An 18,983-nucleotide genomic window follows, 5' to 3' on the forward strand; every position below is an offset into this window, starting at 1 on the left:
TGGGACTCCTCAGATCACGTAGTAGCCGGCGCGCGCCAGCGGCAGGCGGCGGATGCGCGTGCCGTTGGCCGCCGCCAGGGCGTTGACCAGCGCGGGGGCGATCATCGCCGTGCCGGCCTCGCCGACCCCGCCGGGCGCCTCGCGACTTTCGACGATGTAGGTTTCCACTGGCGGCGCATCACTGATGCGCAACTGCCGGTAGTCATGGAAGTTGGTCTGCTCGACGCGGCCCTCGCGCACGGTGATTTCGTTGAACAGCGCGGCAGACAGACCGAACAGGGTGCCGCCCTCGATCTGCGACTTGACCGACACCGGGTTCATCACCTGCCCGCAGTCGATGGCCACCACCAGTCGCTTGAGCCTGATGCCCTTGTCCTCGCTGACCTGCAGCTCGACCACGGTGGCGAGAAAGCTGCCAAAGACCTCCTGCACGGCCACGCCGCGACCGTGCCCGGCCTCGAGCGGTTCGCCCCAGCCGGCCTTTTCCGCAGCCAGACGCAGAACGCCCTGGGCACGGGGATGGCTGCCGAGCAGGGCCATGCGGTAGTCGACCGGGTCCTGCTCGGCGCTGCGGGCCACCTCGTCGATGAAGCTTTCCAGCATGTAGGTACTGCGCAGCGGGCCGACGCCGCGCCACCAGGACTGGTGCAGTGCCCGGGGTGGTACCGGCACGTAGTTCACCCGCAGGTTCGGCATCGCGTAGATCGGATGCATGGCGACTTCCACCGCATCGCCGTCCAGGCCATTCTCCGGCACCGCCTCGGGCGCGAAACGGGCCAGCACCGAGGCGCCAGCGATGGTGTGGCGCCAGCCCTGCAAGCGACCTTCGGCATCCAGCGCGGCAGCGAAGCGGTCGATGTAGTGCGGGCGGTACATGTCGTGGGTGGTGTCTTCCTCGCGGGTCCAGGTCAGCTTGATCGGATAATCGACCTGCGCCGCGATCGCCACCGCCTGGCTGATGAAGTCCACCTCCAGCCGCCGGCCGAAGGCGCCGCCGATGAGCTGGTTGTTGACGATCACCTGCTCGGCCGGGCGCCCGGCGGCCTCGGCGGCGGCCGTCTGCGCGCGCACCGGCACCTGGGTGCCGACCCACAGCTCGACGGCGTCTGCGCGCACCTCGGCGACGCAGGTCATGGGCTCCAGCGCGGCGTGGGCGAGGAAGGGCATTTCGTATTCGGCTTCGAAGGTCCTGGCCGCGTCCTTCAGTGCTGCATCGATGTCGCCCTGCTCGTTGGCGATGGCGCCGGGCTTGTCCAGCGCCTCTCTGATCTCGCGCTCCATCTGCGCCGAGTCGATGCCGGCGTTGTCGCCCAGCGCCCAGTCGATCTCCAGCGCGCGCACGCCAGCGAAGGCAGCCCAGGTGTGTTCGCCGATGACCGCCACGGCATTGTCCAGCCGCACCACCTCGATCACCCCCGGGATCTGCCGGGCCGCGCGTTCGTCGACCTCGCGCAGGGTGCCGCCGAGCACCGGGCAGGCGCGGATCGAGGCGTACTTCATGCCCGGCACCACCAGGTCGATGGTGAAGCGCGCGGTGCCGTCGACCTTGGCCGGTGTGTCCAGGCGCCGGGTCGGCTTGCCGATCAGCCTGAACTGATCGGCCGGCTTGAGCGGAATGTCTTCGGGGACCGGCAACTTCGCGGCGTCCTCGACCAGCTCGCCATAGCCGAGGCTCTGGCCGTCCGGGCCCAGTACGCGGCCGTTCTCGGCGCGCAGCTGATCGGCGCCCAGCTGCCAGTGCTGGGCCGCGGCCTGAATCAGCAGCAGGCGCGCCGCCGCGCCGGCCTGGCGCAGCGGCTCCCAGTTGCTGCGGATCGAGGTCGAGCCGCCGGTGGCCTGGAAATTCAGCAGCTTGTCGTTGTAGATCTGCTCGTTCGGCGGGGCTTCCTTGAGGGTGATCTGCTCGAGGCCGATCTCCAGCTCCTCGGCGACCATCACCGCCAGGCCGCTCTGCGCGCCCTGGCCCATCTCGATCTTCGGCACGGTGAAGGTGACCTGGCCGTCGCGGTCGATGCTGATGAAGGCATCCAGCGCCGTGGCGTTGGACATCGGCTGGTCTTCCGGGCCTTCGTTCAGGACCTGCTCGGCGAAGCTGCGCCCGGCGAACGGCAGGGTAAAACCAATCACCAGCCCGCCCAGTGCGAGGCTGCCGACCTTGAGCAAGGTGCGGCGCGAAGGGGACTGCAGGGTCGTGTCGGGTTGGCTCATCTCGCGCCTCCTCATGCCTGGGCGACGCGCTTGATGGCGCTGCGGATGCGGGTATAGGTGCAGCAGCGGCAGAGGTTGCCGGCCATGCCCTGGTCGATGGCGCGGTCGTCGGGCTGCGGGTTTTGCTCCAGCAGGGCGACGGCGGACATGATCTGCCCGCACTGGCAGTAGCCGCACTGCACCACCTCATCCTCCAGCCAGGCCTGTTGCACCTTGCGGCCGAGCTCCGTGTTGCCGATGCGTTCGATGGTCACCACCTTGCGGCCCTTCACCTCGCCGACCGGCAAGACGCAGGCGCGCGCCGCCTGGCCGTCCAGGTGCACGGTGCAGGCGCCGCACTGGGCGATACCGCAGCCGTACTTGCTGCCGGTGAGCCCTAGCACGTCGCGCAGGACCCAGAGCAGGGGCATGTCTTCGGGCACGTCGACCTGCAGGTCGGTGCCGTTGATGGAAAGCGTCAGCATGGAACGGGGACCTCACGTTAGGCTCGGAAACGGCGCGCTTATGTCTGGTTGGATGCGCGCGTTAGATCGAGACAACGGGAGCGGCAAAAATCGCGAAATTTTTCTGCTCCGCGCAGCCGGCGCCATGGCATTTGCGAAGCGCTGCCAGCGGTGGAGCGCAGAAAACGGAACGCTGCGGGATTTTTTGCCGATTTGGACTGCCTTAGTTCTCTGGAGTCGAGCGGGACCCTTCCCTTGTGCAATTCTGTCGATTCGAGAGCTTCGATGACCTGTCTGGATCATTACATGCGCGCGTTCTGCACGTTGGCGGCCGTCTGGCTGGTGCCGGCCTTCGGCAGCACCTTGCCCGAGCCCGTCGGCCACGTGGCCCGTGTGGAGGGTGCGGCCTTCGTCAGCAGCCGCGGCCATACCAATGCGGCCAAGGTCGGCCAGGCGATCATCCCGGGCGTTGCCCTGAGCACCGGTGCCGAGGGTGGGCTGGGGGTGATCATGGGCGACGGCAGCGTGTTGTCGTTCGGCCCGGACAGCGAGCTGACGCTGGACGATTACCGCTTCGCACCGGCGAGCGATGAGCTGCGTCTGCGCGCGACGCTCAACCGCGGCACGCTCAACCTGATCGCTGGCGACATGGCTCGGCTCGATCCCCAGGCCATCGCCGTCGAGACCCCGGAGGGCCGGGTCGGAGTGCGTGGCGGGCAGGTGCTGCTGAAGGTGAAACCGTGAAAGCCCGGTTGATGAGCGGCACGCTGCTGCTGGCAATGGCCGCGCTGGGCGGCTGCGCGCAGCATTCCTACGTGATGCTGGCGGATGATTCGGGCGGGCGTGGCGCTGCCGTGCTGGGCGACGAACAACGGGTGCTGGACATGCCGGGGCAGGGCATGGCGATTGCTCCTGGCGGGCAGGCCTTTGCGGTGTCGGACATGCAGCGCAAGGCCGATTTCGCCAAGGCGCTTTCGGCGCAGCCTGCATTGCCGGAGCGTTTCACCTTCCATCTGGCGCCTTCCGGCGAATTGGATGCCGGTGCGGAGCAGCTGCTGGACAGCGTGCTGCTTGCCGCGCGCCGCCGGGATTATCCGGTGGTCACCGTGATCGGCCATACCGACACCCTGGGCCACCGTGCCGCCAACGAGCAGGTCGGCATGCGCCGTGCCCAGCGCATGGCCGAGCTGCTGCGCGCCCGGGGGCTGGAGGCGATGGAGCTGCGGGTGGAGTCCCACGGCGAGCGCAACCTGCTGGTGGCGACGCCGGATGCCACCGCCGAACCGCGCAATCGGCGGGTCGAGGTGCTGGTGCGCTGAAGGGCACCGGCGCGGCGCGGGCCACGCCGGCTGGAGCGGGTCAGTCGATGACCAGGATCGCGTCCATCTCGACCTGCGCGCCTTTCGGCAGCGCAGCAACGCCAATGGCGGCGCGCGCCGGATAAGGCTGCTGGCAGTAACGACTCATCACCTCGTTGACGGTGGCGAAGTTGCCGAGGTCGGTGAGGAAAATGTTGAGCTTGGCAATGTCCTTCAGCGAGCCGCCAGCCGCTTCGGCCACCGCCTTGAGGTTCTCGAACACCTGCACGGCCTGCGCCTCGAAGCCTTCCACCAGCTCCATGGTCTTGGGGTCCAGCGGGATCTGCCCGGACAGGTAGACGGTGTTGCCGGCCTTGATGGCCTGGGAGTAGGTGCCGATGGCGGCCGGGGCCTTGTCGGTGTTGATCACGGTCTTGCTCATGGAAACTCCTCTGGGAATTGGGCAACGGGCAGCCAGCATAATGGCTGATGCCGGCAGCGGCCACCCGCGACAGTCGTCTGGGTGGACAGGTATCAGGGCAGGCGGGCGCGGGGCGCGGCGGGGCGACAGCACCGCCGCCGTGAGCGGGGTAGGCGATCAGGCCTTGACGCGGGTGATGCGGGTGACGCCCTTGATGGTGCGCAGCTTCTTGATTACGCGGGCCAGATGCACGCGGTCATGCACACTGACCACCAGCTGGACCACGCTGATGCGGCCGTCGCGCTCGTCCATGCCGATCTTCTCGATATTGCCGTCGGCGGCATTGACGCTGCCGGCGAGCAGGGCGATCAGGCCGCGCTGGTGCTCCAGTTCGACGCGCAGTTCGACGTTGAACTCGCCGGTGACGTCCTTGGACCAGGACAGCTGGATGCACTTGTCCGGATTGTGGCGGACGTCGGCGATGTTCCGGCAGGTTTCCAGGTGCACCACCATGCCCTTGCCGGCCGACAGGTGCCCGACGATGGGGTCGCCGGGGATCGGTGTGCAGCACTTGGCGTAGTTGAGTACCAACCCTTCGGTGCCGCGGATAGCCAGCGGCCCTTCGAGCGCTGGTGCCTGTTCGTCGTCCCGGGCAATCAGACGCCGGGCGATGACATAGGCCATGCGGTTGCCCAGGCCAATGTCTTCCAGCAGGTCCTCGACGTATTCCATGTGGTATTCGGCAAGCACCTGCTGGATGCGCTCGGGGCTGATCTTGTCCAGGCTTGTCTCGAAACCGCTGAGGGCCTTGCTCAGCAGCCGCTCGCCGAGATTGATGGACTCCGAGCGGCGCTGCAGCTTGAGCGCATGGCGAATGTGTGTGCGCGCCTTGCCGGTGACGACGAAATTCAGCCACGCCGGGTTCGGCCGAGCCCCCGGTGCGGTGACGATCTCCACCGTCGAGCCGCTTTCCAGCGGTTGCGACAGCGGCGCCAGGCGACGGTTGACGCGGCAGGCGATGCAGGTGTTGCCGACATCGGTGTGCACCGCGTAGGCGAAGTCGACCGCGGTGGAACCCTTGGGCAGTTCCATGATGCGGCCCTTGGGCGTGAAGACGTAGACCTCGTCCGGGAACAGGTCGATCTTGACGCTCTCGATGAATTCCAGCGAGTTGCCGGCGCGCTGCTGCAGCTCCAGCACACCCTTGACCCATTGCCGTGCGCGGGCGTGGGTGCCCTTGGGCACTTCATCCTCGTTGGACTTGTACAGCCAGTGCGCAGCGATGCCGTTGTTGGCCATCTCTTCCATTTCGCGGGTGCGGATCTGGATCTCGATGGGCACGCCGTGCATGCCGAACAGGGTGGTGTGCAGCGACTGGTAACCGTTGGCCTTGGGGATCGCGATGTAGTCCTTGAATCGCCCTGGAAGCGGCTTGTACAGGCTGTGCACTGCGCCGAGCACGCGGTAGCAGGTATCGACCTTGTCCACCACGATACGGAAGGCATAGACGTCCATGATCTCGTGGAACGCCTTGCGCTTGCCGCGCATCTTCTTGTAGATGCTGTACAGGTGCTTCTCGCGACCCAGGACCTCGCCTTCCAGACCATCGCGCTCGAGGCAGTGAATCAGCGACTGCTCGATCTTCTCGACGATCTCGTTGCGGTTGCCGCGAGCGCGGCGCACCGCGGCGCGGATACGTTCGGAGCGCATCGGGTGCATGGCTTTGAAGCCGAGGTCCTCGAACTCCACGCGCATCGTGTGCATACCGAGGCGATTGGCGATCGGTGCGTAGATTTCCAGGGTTTCCTTGGCGATGCGCCGGCGTTTCTCGCCGGCCAGCACCTCCAGGGTGCGCATGTTGTGCAGGCGGTCGGCGAGCTTGACCAGGATCACGCGGATGTCGCGGGCCATGGCCATGGCCATCTTCTGGAAATTCTCGGCCTGGGCCTCGGCCTTGGTCTCGAAGTTCATCTGGGTCAGCTTGCTGACCCCATCGACCAGCTCGGCGACGGTTTCGCCGAACTGGGCGACCAGAGCTTCCTTGGGAATGCCGGTATCCTCGATGACGTCGTGCAGCATCGCGGCCATCAGGCTCTGATGGTCCATGTGCATGTCGGCGAGGATATTGGCTACCGCGAGGGGATGGGTGACGTAGGCTTCACCGCTGCGCCGGCGCTGCCCGTCATGGGCCTGCTCGGCATAGAAATAGGCTCGGCGAACCAGGTTGACCTGGTCCGGGCCGAGATAGGTCGACAGGCGATCCGCGAGTGCGTCTATGGCTGGCAAGGTCGTACTCCCTGCCGGCTGACTTCGATCTTCTCGGTTCGACTTCGACCTGGCATTTAATCAGATGGCCTCGTTCGGCTCTTCCTCGTACTGGGTGAAGAGCGGTTCATCGTCAACGATTTCGTCCTGAGCAATGACATCGTAGTCGACCAGGCCGGAAGCGATCTCGCGCAGCGCGACAACGGTCGGCTTGTCGTTTTCCCAGGCCACTTTCGGCTCCTTGCCGCCGGTCGCCAGTTGACGTGCGCGCTTGGTGGCAAGCATGACCAGCTCGAAGCGGTTATCAACGTTGTCCAGGCAGTCTTCAACGGTAACGCGGGCCATGGTGTTCCTCGTGATCAGTAACGGTAGAGCATGCCCGGATGGGCGAGCGGACGGAGTAGTCTAAAAAATCACCAGCCGTAATGGAAGCGCTGTTTCTCAGGCGGTAGCGCCGTGCCGGCTTAGGCCAGCAACTCGCTGAGCAGGCGCGCATGGCGCTGCTGCTGGGCCTGCTGCTTGAGCTGATTGGCGCGGAAGATCGACTGCAGATCGATCAGCGCGTGGGCGAAGTCGTCGTTGATCACCAGGTAGTCGTACTCGACGTAGTGGCTCATCTCGCTGACCGCTTCGCGCATGCGCTTCTCGATGATCTCGTCGCTGTCCTGGCCGCGGTTGTTCAGGCGCTGGCGCAGGGCCTCCTGGGTCGGCGGCAGGATGAAGATCGATTGCGCCTGGGGCATCAGCCGGCGCACCTGCTGCGCGCCCTGCCAGTCGATCTCGAGGATCAGGTCGTAGCCCTCGGCCAGCGTCTGTTCCAGCCAGCGCTGGGAGGTGCCGTAAAGGTTGCCGAACACTTCGGCGTGTTCGAGAAACTCGTTGCGCTCCAGGCGCGCGAGGAATTCGTCGCGGCTGACGAAGTGATAGTTGACCCCGTCTACCTCACCCGGACGCATGGCGCGGGTGGTGTGGGAGACCGACACCCGCACCTGCGGCTGTGCATCGACCAGGGCCTTGACCAGGCTGGTCTTGCCGGCCCCGGAAGGCGCGGAAACGATATAGAGCGTACCGGTGGTGGCGGACATGACGGCTTCCTGGAAAACGCTGTGGGACAAAAAATAGACCAGCCGCAACGGCTGCTGGCAGTTATTCGAGGTTCTGTACCTGTTCGCGCATCTGCTCGATGAGGACTTTCAGGTTTACCGCGGCCTGAGTGCTGCGCGGGTCGAAGGCTTTCGAGCCGAGGGTGTTGGCCTCGCGGTTGAGTTCCTGCATGAGGAAGTCGAGGCGGCGCCCGGCGGCACCGCCGGCCTTGAGCACCCGCCGCACTTCGCTGACGTGGGTGCTCAGGCGATCGAGTTCCTCGGCGACATCGCTCTTCTGCGCCAGCAGAACCATTTCCTGCTCGAGGCGCTGCGGATCCAGCTCGGCACGCACCTCGCTGAAACGGTCGAGAATCTTCTGCCTCTGGGTGGCGAGCATCTGTGGCACTTGCTCACGCAGCGTGGCGACTTCCTCGAGGATGCTGTCCAGGCGTTCGCCGAGTAACTTGGCCAGCTCCTCGCCCTCGCGGCGGCGACCTTCCTTGAGCTGCTCCAGCGCCTTGTGGAACAGCTCGAGTGCGCTCTGGTTGAGCGCTTGCGGATCGAGCGCATCGCCGACCAGCACACCAGGCCAGCCGAGCACCTGCAGCGGATCGATGGCGGCAGGCTGGCGGATCAGCGCGGCAACGCTTTCAGCGGCGGCGATCAGCTGGCTGGCGCGCTCCTGGTCGACCTGCAGGTTGCCGCGCTGGCCTTCCTCCGCGAAGCGCAGGGTGCATTCCACCTTGCCGCGCGAGAGTCCTTTGCGCAGGGCATCGCGCACCTGGCCTTCGAGGTCGCGAAAGGCTTCCGGCAGGCGCAGGTGCGGCTCCAGATAGCGATGATTGACCGAGCGGATTTCCCAACTGAGGGTGCCATGGGCGCCGGCCTGCTCGCTGCGGGCAAAGGCCGTCATGCTGTGGACCATCGGGTTAACCTCTCGGATGCGGACTGCGAAAGGCGGAGGATTGTAAAGGAAACCGGCAATCGCTGCAGAGACGACCGGACTGTCGCGACCCTTTCCCGGCCAAGGGGCTCTATAATGCCGCTCACATGTGCGACACGTGTGTACGTGTCGTGGTTGGTCTGGTTCACTGCACCATGGCTCCAAATCCTTTGATATCAAGGGGTTGATGCCTAAAACAGCAGTCAATGTACCGGCTTTGCCTGGTAATCCTACGCTTCGGACGCTCTGCGTTTTGTCGAAGCGAGGCAATAAATCTGCATCAATTCGCACCCAAAATGGGTCCGCAATGGGGTGTAGAAACCAGAAAGTAGCAATCCAGCCTGGCTCGATTGTTACAAATAATGTCTAACCCATGGGGTGAATTCCGCCCTCTGGGCAGATTTCGTCCCTCACGTTGGGCATAGAGCCTTTATCACCGTCGTGAGACGTTGGGGGACGTTGAACCAAGCACGGAGCGTCAAGCTCCGAATCGCATTGCTCAGCTCTGCTTGTTCAGGGAGTACCGAGCCTGGCGTGTACCCGCCAGTTCATTAGATCGGCATGCGTTGGGGGCCAACTCCAAGGTGTGAAGCCTGATTAACAATGTCTCGCTCGCAAGAGGGTGTTATCCGGTGACGGAGAACGCTTCGCGTCCGAATTGCACGGACGTGTCGAGGCTAATGACCCAACCCGCATGGCTAACACATGTGAATCGTCGCCAGAACCTCCGTAAGCATTGACGGGCCTACGGCAATTATCGGCCCCAGCCAAACGGCAACGCAGTCGGTCATCACAGTAGGTGAGTGTGATGCGGTACCACGACGACTGCCGGGGGAAAGACGAAGCCTAAACGGGGAATTGATGCGACTCGGGGAACGTGGCAATCCCGACCACTCGCCTGGCCAGCAACATCGGTCAGGCAGGCAAACCGCAAGGGGCGCTGATGGGTGTGGGGAATGGGAGGATGCAAAAAGCGAAGGGCTACCTGTAATGGGTGGCATACCGGTTGAGATATTACCGGCAGGGGCAACCCTGGCTGACGTGCATCTGGTTTACGAGCGTAAGAAGAGCCGCTGATTCCAGCGATAACCAAACGACCCTATGGGCGACTACTGCCCATAGGGGAGTAGTCCGTCCTGAATGTCGTGCATATCAGGAGGACTGTATGAAAACGCAACCAGCAACATCGGTCGCGTCTGCGTCCTTCGACGGGGTGAAGAACTGGCACGATCTCGATTGGGCCAGAATTCAACAAACCGTTCGGAAAACGCAGCTAAAGATTGCGCAGGCAACTCGGGAAGGCGACTGGCGCAGGGTTAAACGCCTGCAACGACTGCTGACCCACTCGTTCTATGGTCGCTGTCTGGCCGTAAGACGAGTCACGGAGAACCGGGGTCGTAAGACGCCGGGTGTCGATGGAGAAACCTGGGGAACGCCTCAGGCCAAGCTCCATGCCGTGGGACGTCTGTCGAAACAACGAGGCTATCGGCCCAGACCGCTGTGGCGGGTATGGATACCGAAGCCCGGTAAACAGGAGAAACGCCCGCTGGGTATCCCGACGATGTTGGATCGGGCCATGCAGGCGCTGTATCTCCAAGCGTTGGAGCCTGTCGTGGAAAGCACCAGCGATCCGAAGTCCTATGGATTTCGCCCGGATCGTTCGACTGCTGACGCAATGGTTGAGCTTTTCCACCTGCTGTCGCCGCAAACGGCGCCGGTCTGGATTCTGGAAGGTGATATCAAAGGGTTCTTCGACAACATTAACCACGAGTGGCTGTGCCGGAATGTCCCGATGGATAGGAAGGTGCTGCGCAAATGGTTGAAGGCCGGGGTTATCGACCGGCGACAACTCATGGCTACGGAGGCCGGGACGCCGCAGGGAGGAATTATCTCGCCCTGTCTGGCAAACGCCACCCTGAATGGTCTGGAGACTCAGCTGAAGCGCCATCTGGCGCAGAAGCTGGGTGCCATGAAGGCCAGGAAGATCAAAGTGCAGTGTGTGCGCTATGCGGATGACTTCGTCGTGACAGCAGCCTCGAAAGAGCTGTTGGAAGAGGAGGTCAAACCCTGGGTAGAGCAATTCCTGTCGGTACGAGGGGTTGCGCTGTCACGGGAGAAAACGCAGATCACGCATATCCATCAAGGCTTCGATTTTCTGGGGTGGAATTTCAGGAAGTACGTGCCGAAATCGCCGTATAGGAACGCCAAGCTGTTGATCAAACCCTCGAAGAAGAACGTCTCGGCGTTCTATCGGAAAGTGCGCGAGATCATCAAAGGCAGCGGGGCTCTGACGCAGGATGCGTTGATCGGCCAGCTGAACCCGGTACTGAGAGGGTGGGCGCAATACCACTCCCCGGTCGTGGCAAAACAGACCTTCAGCAAGCTTGATCACTTGGTGTTCTGGCGACTCTGGAGGTGGGCGAAGCGTGAACGAGCCCCCTGAAACACCGGACACCGTTTCCCCCTTACCATAAGGGATAGGCAAACGGTCGTGTTTATGACTACCAGCAAAGACAGACATATCGAAGTACTCGGCCAGGAGCGGCGTCGCCGCTGGAGCGTCGAGGAGAAGCTCACCATGGTGCGCGAGAGCCTTGAGCCCGGGCACAGCGTCTCAGTGGTCGCCCGACGCCACGGCATCAACCCCAACCAGCTGTTTCATTGGCGCAAGCTCTATCAGGATGGCAGCCTGTCGGCAGTGAGCGCCGGAGAGGCCGTAGTTCCGGCTTCGGAGCTGGCCGATGCGATGAAGCAAATCCGCGAACTGCAACGAATGCTGGGCAAGAAGACTATGGAAGCGGAGGTGCTCAAGGAAGCTGTGGAGATCGCCCGTTCGCGAAAATGGATTGCGCACTCACCCTTGTTGCCGGGGGACGACCAGTGAAGCTGGTCAGCGAAAGTCTCGGTGTGTCGCGCTCGCAACTGACGGCTCGAATCAAGCAGGCCAAAGAAGACAGAGGAGCCCGTCGTCGGCGTATCCCTGACGATACGGCTCTGGTGGAGCGGATCAAGGCCTCAATCTCCGACTTGCCCAGCTATGGCTACCGCCGGGTCTGGGCGCTTCTACGTAGGCAGGCCGAACCGGTGGTCAATGTGAAACGGGTTTATCGGGTCATGCGCGACCATGACCTGCTGCTGGAGAAACGCCGCAAGCAGCCCGGTGTGGCTCGTCGTCATGAAGGCCGAGTGGCAGTGAGCGAGAGTAATACCCGTTGGTGCTCGGACGGTTTTGAATTTCGTTGTGACGATGGCGCCAAGCTGCGTGTGACCTTTGCCTTGGACTGCTGCGACCGCGAGGCTATCAGCTGGGTAGCCAGCCCGAGTGGCTACAGCGGTGATGACGTCCGTGACGTCATGCTTGAAGCCATCGAGAAACGTTTTGAACAGGCACTGCCTGTCACTCAGATTCAGTGGCTGAGCGATAACGGCTCGGCGTACACCGCCGAACAGACGCGCGCCTTTGCTCGCGAAATCGGCTTGATACCGCTGACCACGCCAGTGTGCAGCCCGCAGAGCAACGGCATGGCCGAGAGCTTTGTGAAGACGATGAAGCGTGATTACATCGCCCATATGCCACGGCCGGATCGCCAGACAGCGCTACGCAACCTGGCGATTGCTTTTGAGCATTACAACGAAGAGCATCCGCACAGCGCACTGAAGTACCGCTCGCCTCGGGAGTTCAGGCGGTTGGCCGTAACATCAACTTAACAGGGTTGTGGTGTCCGGTTTGATAGGGGCAAGTCCAAAGCGTAGGCATCCGAAGAAGTCGGCTGACTGGATCAGGAATAAATACTTCCGATCCATAGGCAGGCAGAACTGGGTGTTTGCGTATCCCTACAAGAATGGCAAGGGAGAAAGGCAGTTCCGACGGCTGTACGGGCTGGCGGAAACCGCAATCGTGCGTCACAAGCGTCTACCGGGTGAGTATCAGCCCTACGACGCGATGCAGGAGCTGAAGTGGGAAGCGCTGAGGGTCAAACGGATGCAGCACTCGCTGCGTTATCGGGGGCAGATACTCAGCATCTTCCGCAGGCAGAAGGGGCTTTGTGCCCTGTGCGGACATGCGATCAACAAGGAAACCGGCTGGCACGACCATCACGTCATCAGGCGTGTGGACGGCGGGCCGGATACTCTGAGGAATCGTATGCTGCTTCATCCCAACTGCCATGCGCTGGTGCACAGCCAGCGTGAAAAGGTAGCTCTGCGATATGGAGGGTAATGTTAATATCGCCACCATAGTTGCCGGCCAGCCATAGGCTGGCTTTTCGTAAACTTGAGCCGTATGCGGTGAAAGCCGCACGTACGGTTCTTAGGGGGGGACGGGCCAGTAATGGCCTGTCCCTACCCGACTCTTCTCTAGCAGGACCTACCCATGAAGCGACCCAGTGGCCGTGCCGCCGACCAGCTGCGCTCGATCCGCATCACCCGCAACTACACCAAGCATGCCGAAGGCTCGGTGCTGGTGGAGTTCGGTGATACCAAGGTGATCTGCACAGCCAGCATCGAGACAGGCGTACCGCGCTTCCTCAAGGGGCAGGGCCAGGGCTGGCTGACCGCCGAATACGGCATGCTGCCGCGCGCCACGGGTGAGCGTAACCAGCGCGAAGCGGCGCGGGGCAAGCAGGGCGGACGTACCCTGGAAATCCAGCGTCTGATCGGCCGTTCGCTGCGGGCCGCGCTGGACATGAGCAAGCTCGGCGAGAACACCCTGTACATCGACTGCGACGTGATCCAGGCAGACGGTGGTACGCGCACCGCCTCGATCACCGGCGCCATGGTGGCAGTGATCGACGCCCTCAAGGTGCTGAAGAAGCGCGGCGGTCTGAAGGGCGGCGATCCGGTCAAGCAGATGATTGCCGCCGTATCGGTCGGCATCTATCAGGGCGAGCCGGTGCTCGATCTGGACTATCTGGAAGACTCGGCTGCCGAAACCGATCTGAACGTCGTGATGACCGACGCCGGTGGCTTCATCGAGGTTCAGGGCACGGCCGAGGGCGCGCCGTTCCATGCCGACGAGCTCAACGCCATGCTGGCGCTGGCCCACGATGGTGTGCGTCAGCTGTTCGAACTGCAGCGCGCGGTGCTGGCGGACTGAGCGAGAGGTAAGGCGAAATGAGCGATCAGGATCTCGTGCCGTTGCCCAGCCGCGAAGCGCGTCAGTGGGCGATGTTCTGCCACTACTCGGCGTTCTTCTGGTTCCTGGCGCCGATGATCGGCAACGTGCTCGGCCCGCTGATCGTCTGGCAGTTGAAGAAGGACATGGACCCCTTCGTCGACCAACAGGGCAAGGAGGCGCTGAATTTCCAGCTGACCTTCAGCCTTGCGATGATGATCTGTGGCGTGCTGGCCTGGATCCTCATCGGCTTTCCGCTGATGGTGCTGGTGAGCGTGGTGGCGCTGGTGCTGGTGGTGATCGCCGGCATCCGTGCCAACGAAGGCAAGCCCTATCGCTACCCCTTCTGCTGGCGGATCGTCAGATAGGACGGTTTCGATTCCCTGACAGCTGAACGGCGGCCGACACATCGCGTGCCGGCTGCCGTTGCGAATCGCGTATTACAGGCTCAGCGTCCAGTCGTAATCGACGATCAGCGGAGCGTGCTGCGAGAAGCGCGGTTGGCGCGGCAGGCGGGCGCTGCGCACGAAGCGGCGCAGGCCTGAGGTCAGGATCTGGTAGTCGAAGCGCCAGCCGAGGTTGAGCATCTCGGCCTGCTCGGTATCCGGCCACCAGCTGAACAGGTCGCCTTCGCGATTGACCTCGCGCAGCGCGTCTATATAGCCCATGTTGCCGAAGATCTCATCCAGCCAGGCGCGCTCGGGCGCGAGGAAGCCCGGATCCTGCTGGCAGTCGCGCCAGTTCTTCACGTCCAGCTTCTGGTGGGCGACGTACAGCGAGCCGCAGTAGATGTACTCGCGGCGCTTGCGGCGCTGCTTGTCCAGATAGTGGGCGAAGTCATCCATGAACTTGAGCTTGTGGTTCAGGTTGGCATCGCCGCCCTGACCCGAAGGCACCAGCAGGCTGGCGATACTGACCTTGTCGAAGTCGGCCTGCAGATAACGCCCGTAGCGATCCGCCGTCTCGAAGCCCAGACCGGTGATCACGGCTTTGGGCTGCAGCCTGGAATAGAGCGCCACGCCTCCCTGCTCCGGAATCTCGGCATCGCAGGCGTAGAGGAAGTAGCCATCCAGTTGGTAGGCGGGGTCGTCGAGTTCCAAGGCGGAGGCGCGGGTATCCTGCAGGCAGATGACATCGGCATTCTGCGCTTGCAGCCAGCTGAGCAATCCCCGCTGTGCCGCCGCTTGAATGCCATTCACGTTGACGCTGATGATCCGCATAAATGGCCCCTAAAAACACGTGCGTGTATGATAACCCAAGCTCTTCGCAATTAGCTAAAACAGTGGTTTTCCGGGAAATTTCTTCATGCAGGCGTACCAGCGCGAGTTCATCCGCTTCGCCATCGAGCGCGGCGTTCTGCGTTTCGGTGAGTTCACCCTCAAGTCGGGGCGTACCAGTCCCTATTTCTTCAATGCCGGCCTGTTCAACAGCGGCAGCGCGCTGGCACAGCTCGGGCGGTTCTATGCCTCGGCGGTGATCGAGAGCGGCCTGGATTTCGACGTGATCTTCGGTCCGGCCTACAAGGGCATCCCGCTAGGCGCAGCCACGGCCATCGCGCTGGCCGAGCAGCATCAGCGTGACCTGCCGTGGTGCTTCAACCGCAAGGAAGCCAAGGATCACGGCGAGGGCGGCACCTTGGTCGGCGCCCCGCTGACTGGCCGCGTGCTGATCGTTGACGACGTGATCACCGCCGGCACCGCCATCCGTGAAGTCATGCAGATCATTCGGGCACAGAATGCCGAGGCGGCAGGTGTGCTGATTGCCCTGAATCGGCAGGAAAGAGGGCAGGGCGAGCTGTCGGCGATTCAAGAAGTTGAACGTGATTATCGAATGCCGGTGATCAGTATTGTGTCCCTGGAGCAAGTGCTGGAATATCTCGCCGATGATGTTCAGCTGAAACAGCACCTGCCCGCGGTTCAGGCTTATCGCGAGCAGTACGGAATCTGACCCAGGGTAGGTATTGCACATGCGTAGATCGGTAGCCACTCGAACGATGCTCCTGTTGGGGGTCATCTGTCCGGTAATGGCCTCGGCTGCCGAGCTTTATCGCTATGTCGACGAACGAGGCGTGGTGGTTCTCGATCGCCACGGCGTGCCGCCGCAGCATATCTCCCGCGGTTATCAGGTGCTCAACGAGCAGGGACGCGTGGTCCGCGAGGTGCCGCCGGCGCCGACCGCCGAAGAGTTCGCCCGGCTGCAGGCGAAGAAGGCGCGCGATGCGTCGGATGCACAGCTGCTGCGTCTCTATGCCAGCGTAGAGGATGTCGAGCGAGCTGAAACGCGCAAACTGGCCGAGCTCGATAGCGTGATCGGTTTGTCTCAGGGCAACCTGCAATCCATCCGCAGTCAGCACAGCAGTCTGCGCAAGCAGGCGGCGAACCACGAGCGGGCGGGGCGCAATGTCCCTGAGAATCTGCTGGCGCAGATCGAAAACCTCGAGAAGGAAGAGCAGAGCCTGTTGCGAGACCTGGCGCGTTTCGAGAAGACGCGTGCCGAGGCGGAGGTCAGCTTCGCCCAGGATCGGCAGCGAGTCGCCGAGCTGCTCGGGCAGAATCCATAAGCGCGTCGACCTGGCGCGCCCCTTCGAAACTTCCTGCTGAAAGCAATCTCGACGCATTAATGGCGATTCGCCATTTTTCTGGATGAATGCGTAGCTTGCTTACTATCATAAAAGACCGCTCTAACTCAATAGTTTCAAGGTCGTGATGAGTTGCTTGGAGTCAGTCTGTACCGTTGCGCAAAATTTTCGGTATGGCTGACTGGCATGAATGATAGGAACCTACGCAGTTATCAGGAGCTTCACAAGCCGAAGGGAAATTTCGCGACTCGCGCTGAATACCTTGAACACGAATTGGAGATCATGGCGCCGAAACGCTGGGGCGTGAACCTGCCGTTTCGTGACTACCGTTTCGAGTACGAAGACTGGGTGCCAGCCATGGCGGCAACCATCGGCAAGATTGTCATGGTGGCCGCAGTGGTCGCAGCGTTCGCCGGTCCGATGGGGCTGTCCAACGAGTTCGTGATCGAGAACGCGCGCTACGAGATGCTGATTGCCGCGCTGCTGTTCGTGGTGCTGTTTTCCGGCTTCCTCAATCCCACCGCCAACCTGGCCGGAACCCATGGTCCGCTGATCCCGCTGATTCCACTGATCGTCGCCTCGGGCGGTCATCCGATGGCGCTGGGCATCATGGTTGGGGTGCTCGGTTTTACCCTCGGCGTGTTCAAGGGTGGCAGCTTGCTGGCGCGGCTGACCAGCGACGGGGTGTGCGGCGGTCTGTTGCTCTACCTCGGCTTCATCGGCATCACCTCGCAGATCAAGAAGCTGTTCGGCTGGGCGGACAGTTTCGACATGGGCTATATCGCCTTTGTCGTGGTCTTCGCGACCATCGTCATGTATGCCTATCTCGAGCATATCCGCATGCGCTGGCTGGCGATTCCGCTGGGCTCGGCTCTGGCTGCGCTGATCGCCTTCGTGATGGGCGCTCCGTTCGAGTTCACCACCGAGCCGGGCGTGCCGAATCTCAATCCAATGTATTGGTGGGGCGAGGACACCGGCTGGCAGATCGGCCTGCCGGACCTGCATCATTTCATCGCGGTCGCGCCTTTCGCCGTGCTGGCGGTGGCCATGTGGTCACCGGATTTTCTCGGCCATCGCGTGTTTCAGCAGCTCAACTATCCGCCCAAGGCGAAGAAGGTGCTGATGAACATCGACGACACCATGTGCGTCGCGGCAGCGCGGCAGATCGTCGGCACTTCGCTGGGCGGGGGCAATCTGGCGTCGTCCTGGGGTACCTTCATGGTCCCGGCGGCCATCGCCAAGCGTCCGATCCCCGCAGGTGCGCTGCTCACCGGCCTGCTCTGCGTGGTCGCCGCGCTCTGGGGCTATCCGATGGACCTGGCCATCTGGCCGCCGGTTCTGAGCGTGGCGCTGATGGTCGGCGTGTTCCTGCCGCTGCTGGAAGCCGGCATGCAGATGACCCGCGAGGGCAAGACCTCGCAGTCGGCAGCCATCGTGATTTTCTCTTCGGCGCTGGTCAATCCGGTGTTCGGTTGGTCACTCACCGTGCTGCTGGACAACCTCGGACTGATCGGTGACAAGGAGCGCGGTCAGTCGCTGAGCCATCTGCACCGCTGGGTGATTCCGACGATTGTGTTCATCGTGCTGTGCGCGGTGATGCTGGGCATCGGCATGTTCCCGGGCATTCCGGCGATGCTCGAATCGTTCCGCATCGATCTCTGAGGTTCTAGCGCACACGAAAAAGGGGAGCCTGGGCTCCCCTTTTTCATGTACAGGTATCAGCGCTGACTGTTGGTGATCAGCGTGCCGACCCCAACGTCAGTAAAAATCTCCAGCAACACCGCATTGGGCACGCGGCCGTCGATGATATGCGCGCTGTTGACGCCGCCCTGCACGGCTTCCAGTGCACAGCGGATCTTCGGCAGCATACCGCCATAGATGGTGCCATCGGCAATCAGCGCATCGACCTGAGCGGTGGACAGCCCGGTCAGCACGTTGCCCTGCTTGTCCATCAGGCCGGCGATGTTGGTCAGCAGCATGAGCTTTTCGGCCTTCAACGCCTCTGCCACCTTGCCGGCCACCAGATCGGCGTTGATGTTGTACGACTCGCCGTTCTCGCCCACGCCGATCGGCGCGATGACCGGGATGAAGTTGCCCTGCACCAGCATTTCCAGCAGCTCGGCGTTGACGCCGGTAACCTCGCCTACATGGCCGATGTCGATGATTTCCGGCTTGGTCATCTCCGGCGTCTGACGGGTCGCCTTGAGCTTCCTGGCGCGGATCAGGCCGGCATCCTTGCCGGTCAGGCCAATGGCGCTGCCGCCATGCTGGTTGATCAGGCTGACAATGCTCTTGTTGACCTGGCCGCCGAGGACCATCTCCACCACATCCATGGTCTGGCTGTCGGTGACCCGCATGCCGTCGATGAAGTGGCTTTCGATGTTCAGGCGCTTGAGCAGATCGCCGATCTGCGGGCCGCCGCCGTGCACCACCACCGGGTTGATGCCCACCGCCTTCATCAGCACGATGTCGCGGGCGAAGCCGGTCTTCAGCTCCTCGCTCTCCATCGCGTTGCCGCCGTACTTGATGACCAGCGTCTTGCCGACGAATCGGCGGATGTAGGGCAGCGCTTCGGACAGGACCTTGGCGAATTGGGTGGCAGCTTCACGGCTGAGGGTCATGCAGGACT

At 62.8% G+C, this 18,983-nt stretch carries 17 protein-coding genes and 2 pseudogenes; 10 read left to right on the forward strand and 9 right to left on the reverse strand.

Annotation, left to right across the window (positions count from 1 at the left end):
- Window positions 1-9 precede the first annotated feature (9 nt).
- Together PSTAB_RS02420 and PSTAB_RS02425 are read right to left on the reverse strand one after the other, a co-directional pair.
- Window positions 10-2,208, reverse strand: coding sequence for a xanthine dehydrogenase family protein molybdopterin-binding subunit (locus PSTAB_RS02420; protein WP_013981584.1), 2,199 nt, complete (start codon window positions 2,206-2,208; stop codon window positions 10-12).
- A gap of 11 nt (window positions 2,209-2,219) precedes the next feature.
- On the reverse strand, window positions 2,220-2,672 hold the full coding sequence (locus tag PSTAB_RS02425) for a (2Fe-2S)-binding protein (protein WP_011911691.1): 453 nt from the start codon (window positions 2,670-2,672) through the stop codon (window positions 2,220-2,222).
- A gap of 264 nt (window positions 2,673-2,936) precedes the next feature.
- Here PSTAB_RS02425 and PSTAB_RS02430 point away from each other — a divergent pair, with 264 nt between their 5' ends.
- A complete protein-coding gene (locus PSTAB_RS02430; protein WP_013981585.1) occupies window positions 2,937-3,395 on the forward strand; it encodes a FecR domain-containing protein in 459 nt (152 codons plus the stop codon).
- 11 nt (window positions 3,396-3,406) lie between these two features.
- Complete coding sequence (locus PSTAB_RS02435) at window positions 3,407-3,970, forward strand: OmpA family protein (RefSeq protein ID WP_014595654.1); 564 nt, start codon at window positions 3,407-3,409, stop codon at window positions 3,968-3,970.
- A 40-nt stretch (window positions 3,971-4,010) separates the two neighbouring features.
- On the opposite strand, the gene PSTAB_RS02440 is transcribed toward PSTAB_RS02435, so the two are convergent.
- From PSTAB_RS02440 to PSTAB_RS02460, 5 genes are all read right to left on the reverse strand, one after another.
- A complete protein-coding gene (locus PSTAB_RS02440) occupies window positions 4,011-4,391 on the reverse strand; it encodes a RidA family protein (RefSeq protein ID WP_011911694.1) in 381 nt (126 codons plus the stop codon).
- A gap of 156 nt (window positions 4,392-4,547) precedes the next feature.
- Window positions 4,548-6,656 (reverse strand): bifunctional GTP diphosphokinase/guanosine-3',5'-bis pyrophosphate 3'-pyrophosphohydrolase, encoded by a 2,109-nt coding sequence (gene spoT / locus PSTAB_RS02445; RefSeq protein ID WP_013981587.1) that lies wholly within the window; start codon window positions 6,654-6,656, stop codon window positions 4,548-4,550.
- 60 nt (window positions 6,657-6,716) lie between these two features.
- The gene (gene rpoZ, locus PSTAB_RS02450; RefSeq protein ID WP_003295433.1) at window positions 6,717-6,980 is read right to left on the reverse strand and encodes a DNA-directed RNA polymerase subunit omega; all 264 of its coding nucleotides are present in this window, start codon (window positions 6,978-6,980) and stop codon (window positions 6,717-6,719) included.
- Window positions 6,981-7,099: 119 nt separating this feature from the next.
- Window positions 7,100-7,720 carry a guanylate kinase gene (gene gmk / locus PSTAB_RS02455; protein ID WP_013981588.1) on the reverse strand — a complete coding sequence of 207 codons (621 nt, stop codon included), beginning with the start codon at window positions 7,718-7,720 and terminating at the stop codon, window positions 7,100-7,102.
- Between the two features lie 61 nt (window positions 7,721-7,781).
- Entirely contained in the window at window positions 7,782-8,645 is an 864-nt protein-coding gene (locus PSTAB_RS02460) for a YicC/YloC family endoribonuclease (RefSeq protein WP_013981589.1), read from the reverse strand.
- 1,183 nt (window positions 8,646-9,828) lie between these two features.
- Here PSTAB_RS02460 and ltrA point away from each other — a divergent pair.
- The 5 genes and pseudogenes from ltrA to PSTAB_RS02490 form a co-directional block, all read left to right on the forward strand.
- Window positions 9,829-11,091, forward strand: a pseudogene (gene ltrA / locus PSTAB_RS02465) (group II intron reverse transcriptase/maturase); the annotation flags it as partial.
- 69 nt (window positions 11,092-11,160) lie between these two features.
- A protein-coding gene (locus PSTAB_RS21040) for an IS3 family transposase (protein WP_418080429.1) occupies window positions 11,161-12,371 on the forward strand; the annotation gives its coding sequence in 2 pieces (ribosomal slippage) (window positions 11,161-11,506 and window positions 11,506-12,371; 1,212 coding nt in all).
- A gap of 37 nt (window positions 12,372-12,408) precedes the next feature.
- Window positions 12,409-12,882, forward strand: a pseudogene (locus tag PSTAB_RS02480) (HNH endonuclease); the annotation flags it as partial.
- Between the two features lie 153 nt (window positions 12,883-13,035).
- Complete coding sequence (gene rph, locus PSTAB_RS02485) at window positions 13,036-13,758, forward strand: ribonuclease PH (RefSeq protein ID WP_013981593.1); 723 nt, start codon at window positions 13,036-13,038, stop codon at window positions 13,756-13,758.
- Window positions 13,759-13,775: 17 nt separating this feature from the next.
- A complete protein-coding gene (locus PSTAB_RS02490; protein WP_011911699.1) occupies window positions 13,776-14,144 on the forward strand; it encodes a DUF4870 domain-containing protein in 369 nt (122 codons plus the stop codon).
- Window positions 14,145-14,216: 72 nt separating this feature from the next.
- Here PSTAB_RS02490 and PSTAB_RS02495 read toward each other — a convergent pair whose 3' ends face one another.
- Window positions 14,217-14,996 (reverse strand): exodeoxyribonuclease III, encoded by a 780-nt coding sequence (locus tag PSTAB_RS02495; RefSeq protein WP_011911700.1) that lies wholly within the window; start codon window positions 14,994-14,996, stop codon window positions 14,217-14,219.
- A gap of 85 nt (window positions 14,997-15,081) precedes the next feature.
- Between PSTAB_RS02495 and pyrE the strand changes: the two genes are divergently transcribed.
- The 3 genes from pyrE (at window position 15,082) to PSTAB_RS02510 (ending at window position 18,016) form a co-directional block, all read left to right on the forward strand.
- Window positions 15,082-15,723: an orotate phosphoribosyltransferase gene (gene pyrE / locus PSTAB_RS02500; RefSeq protein WP_013981594.1), complete on the forward strand. Its 642-nt coding sequence runs from the start codon at window positions 15,082-15,084 to the stop codon at window positions 15,721-15,723.
- Window positions 15,724-15,769: 46 nt separating this feature from the next.
- Complete coding sequence (locus tag PSTAB_RS02505; RefSeq protein ID WP_041771627.1) at window positions 15,770-16,336, forward strand: DUF4124 domain-containing protein; 567 nt, start codon at window positions 15,770-15,772, stop codon at window positions 16,334-16,336.
- 204 nt (window positions 16,337-16,540) lie between these two features.
- A complete protein-coding gene (locus PSTAB_RS02510; RefSeq protein ID WP_011911703.1) occupies window positions 16,541-18,016 on the forward strand; it encodes a DUF3360 family protein in 1,476 nt (491 codons plus the stop codon).
- Between the two features lie 56 nt (window positions 18,017-18,072).
- Here the strand turns inward: PSTAB_RS02510 and argB are convergent, their stop codons facing one another.
- The gene (gene argB, locus PSTAB_RS02515) at window positions 18,073-18,975 is read right to left on the reverse strand and encodes an acetylglutamate kinase (RefSeq protein ID WP_011911704.1); all 903 of its coding nucleotides are present in this window, start codon (window positions 18,973-18,975) and stop codon (window positions 18,073-18,075) included.
- Between the last annotated feature and the right edge of the window lie 8 nt (window positions 18,976-18,983).

It is taken from the genome of Stutzerimonas stutzeri (assembly GCF_000219605.1).
In the GTDB taxonomy this organism is placed as follows: Bacteria; Pseudomonadota; Gammaproteobacteria; order Pseudomonadales; family Pseudomonadaceae; genus Stutzerimonas; species Stutzerimonas stutzeri.

Coding starts and splice junctions, on each gene's coding strand:
- PSTAB_RS02420 (WP_013981584.1), bottom strand. CDS start 2,208: ATGAGCCAACCCGACACGACCCTGCAGTCCCCTTCGCGCCGCACCTTG.
- PSTAB_RS02425 (WP_011911691.1), bottom strand. CDS start 2,672: ATGCTGACGCTTTCCATCAACGGCACCGACCTGCAGGTCGACGTGCCC.
- PSTAB_RS02430 (WP_013981585.1), top strand. CDS start 2,937: ATGACCTGTCTGGATCATTACATGCGCGCGTTCTGCACGTTGGCGGCC.
- PSTAB_RS02435 (WP_014595654.1), top strand. CDS start 3,407: ATGAGCGGCACGCTGCTGCTGGCAATGGCCGCGCTGGGCGGCTGCGCG.
- PSTAB_RS02440 (WP_011911694.1), bottom strand. CDS start 4,391: ATGAGCAAGACCGTGATCAACACCGACAAGGCCCCGGCCGCCATCGGC.
- rpoZ (WP_003295433.1), bottom strand. CDS start 6,980: ATGGCCCGCGTTACCGTTGAAGACTGCCTGGACAACGTTGATAACCGC.
- gmk (WP_013981588.1), bottom strand. CDS start 7,720: ATGTCCGCCACCACCGGTACGCTCTATATCGTTTCCGCGCCTTCCGGG.
- PSTAB_RS02460 (WP_013981589.1), bottom strand. CDS start 8,645: ATGGTCCACAGCATGACGGCCTTTGCCCGCAGCGAGCAGGCCGGCGCC.
- rph (WP_013981593.1), top strand. CDS start 13,036: ATGAAGCGACCCAGTGGCCGTGCCGCCGACCAGCTGCGCTCGATCCGC.
- PSTAB_RS02490 (WP_011911699.1), top strand. CDS start 13,776: ATGAGCGATCAGGATCTCGTGCCGTTGCCCAGCCGCGAAGCGCGTCAG.
- PSTAB_RS02495 (WP_011911700.1), bottom strand. CDS start 14,996: ATGCGGATCATCAGCGTCAACGTGAATGGCATTCAAGCGGCGGCACAG.
- pyrE (WP_013981594.1), top strand. CDS start 15,082: ATGCAGGCGTACCAGCGCGAGTTCATCCGCTTCGCCATCGAGCGCGGC.
- PSTAB_RS02505 (WP_041771627.1), top strand. CDS start 15,770: ATGCTCCTGTTGGGGGTCATCTGTCCGGTAATGGCCTCGGCTGCCGAG.
- PSTAB_RS02510 (WP_011911703.1), top strand. CDS start 16,541: ATGAATGATAGGAACCTACGCAGTTATCAGGAGCTTCACAAGCCGAAG.
- argB (WP_011911704.1), bottom strand. CDS start 18,975: ATGACCCTCAGCCGTGAAGCTGCCACCCAATTCGCCAAGGTCCTGTCC.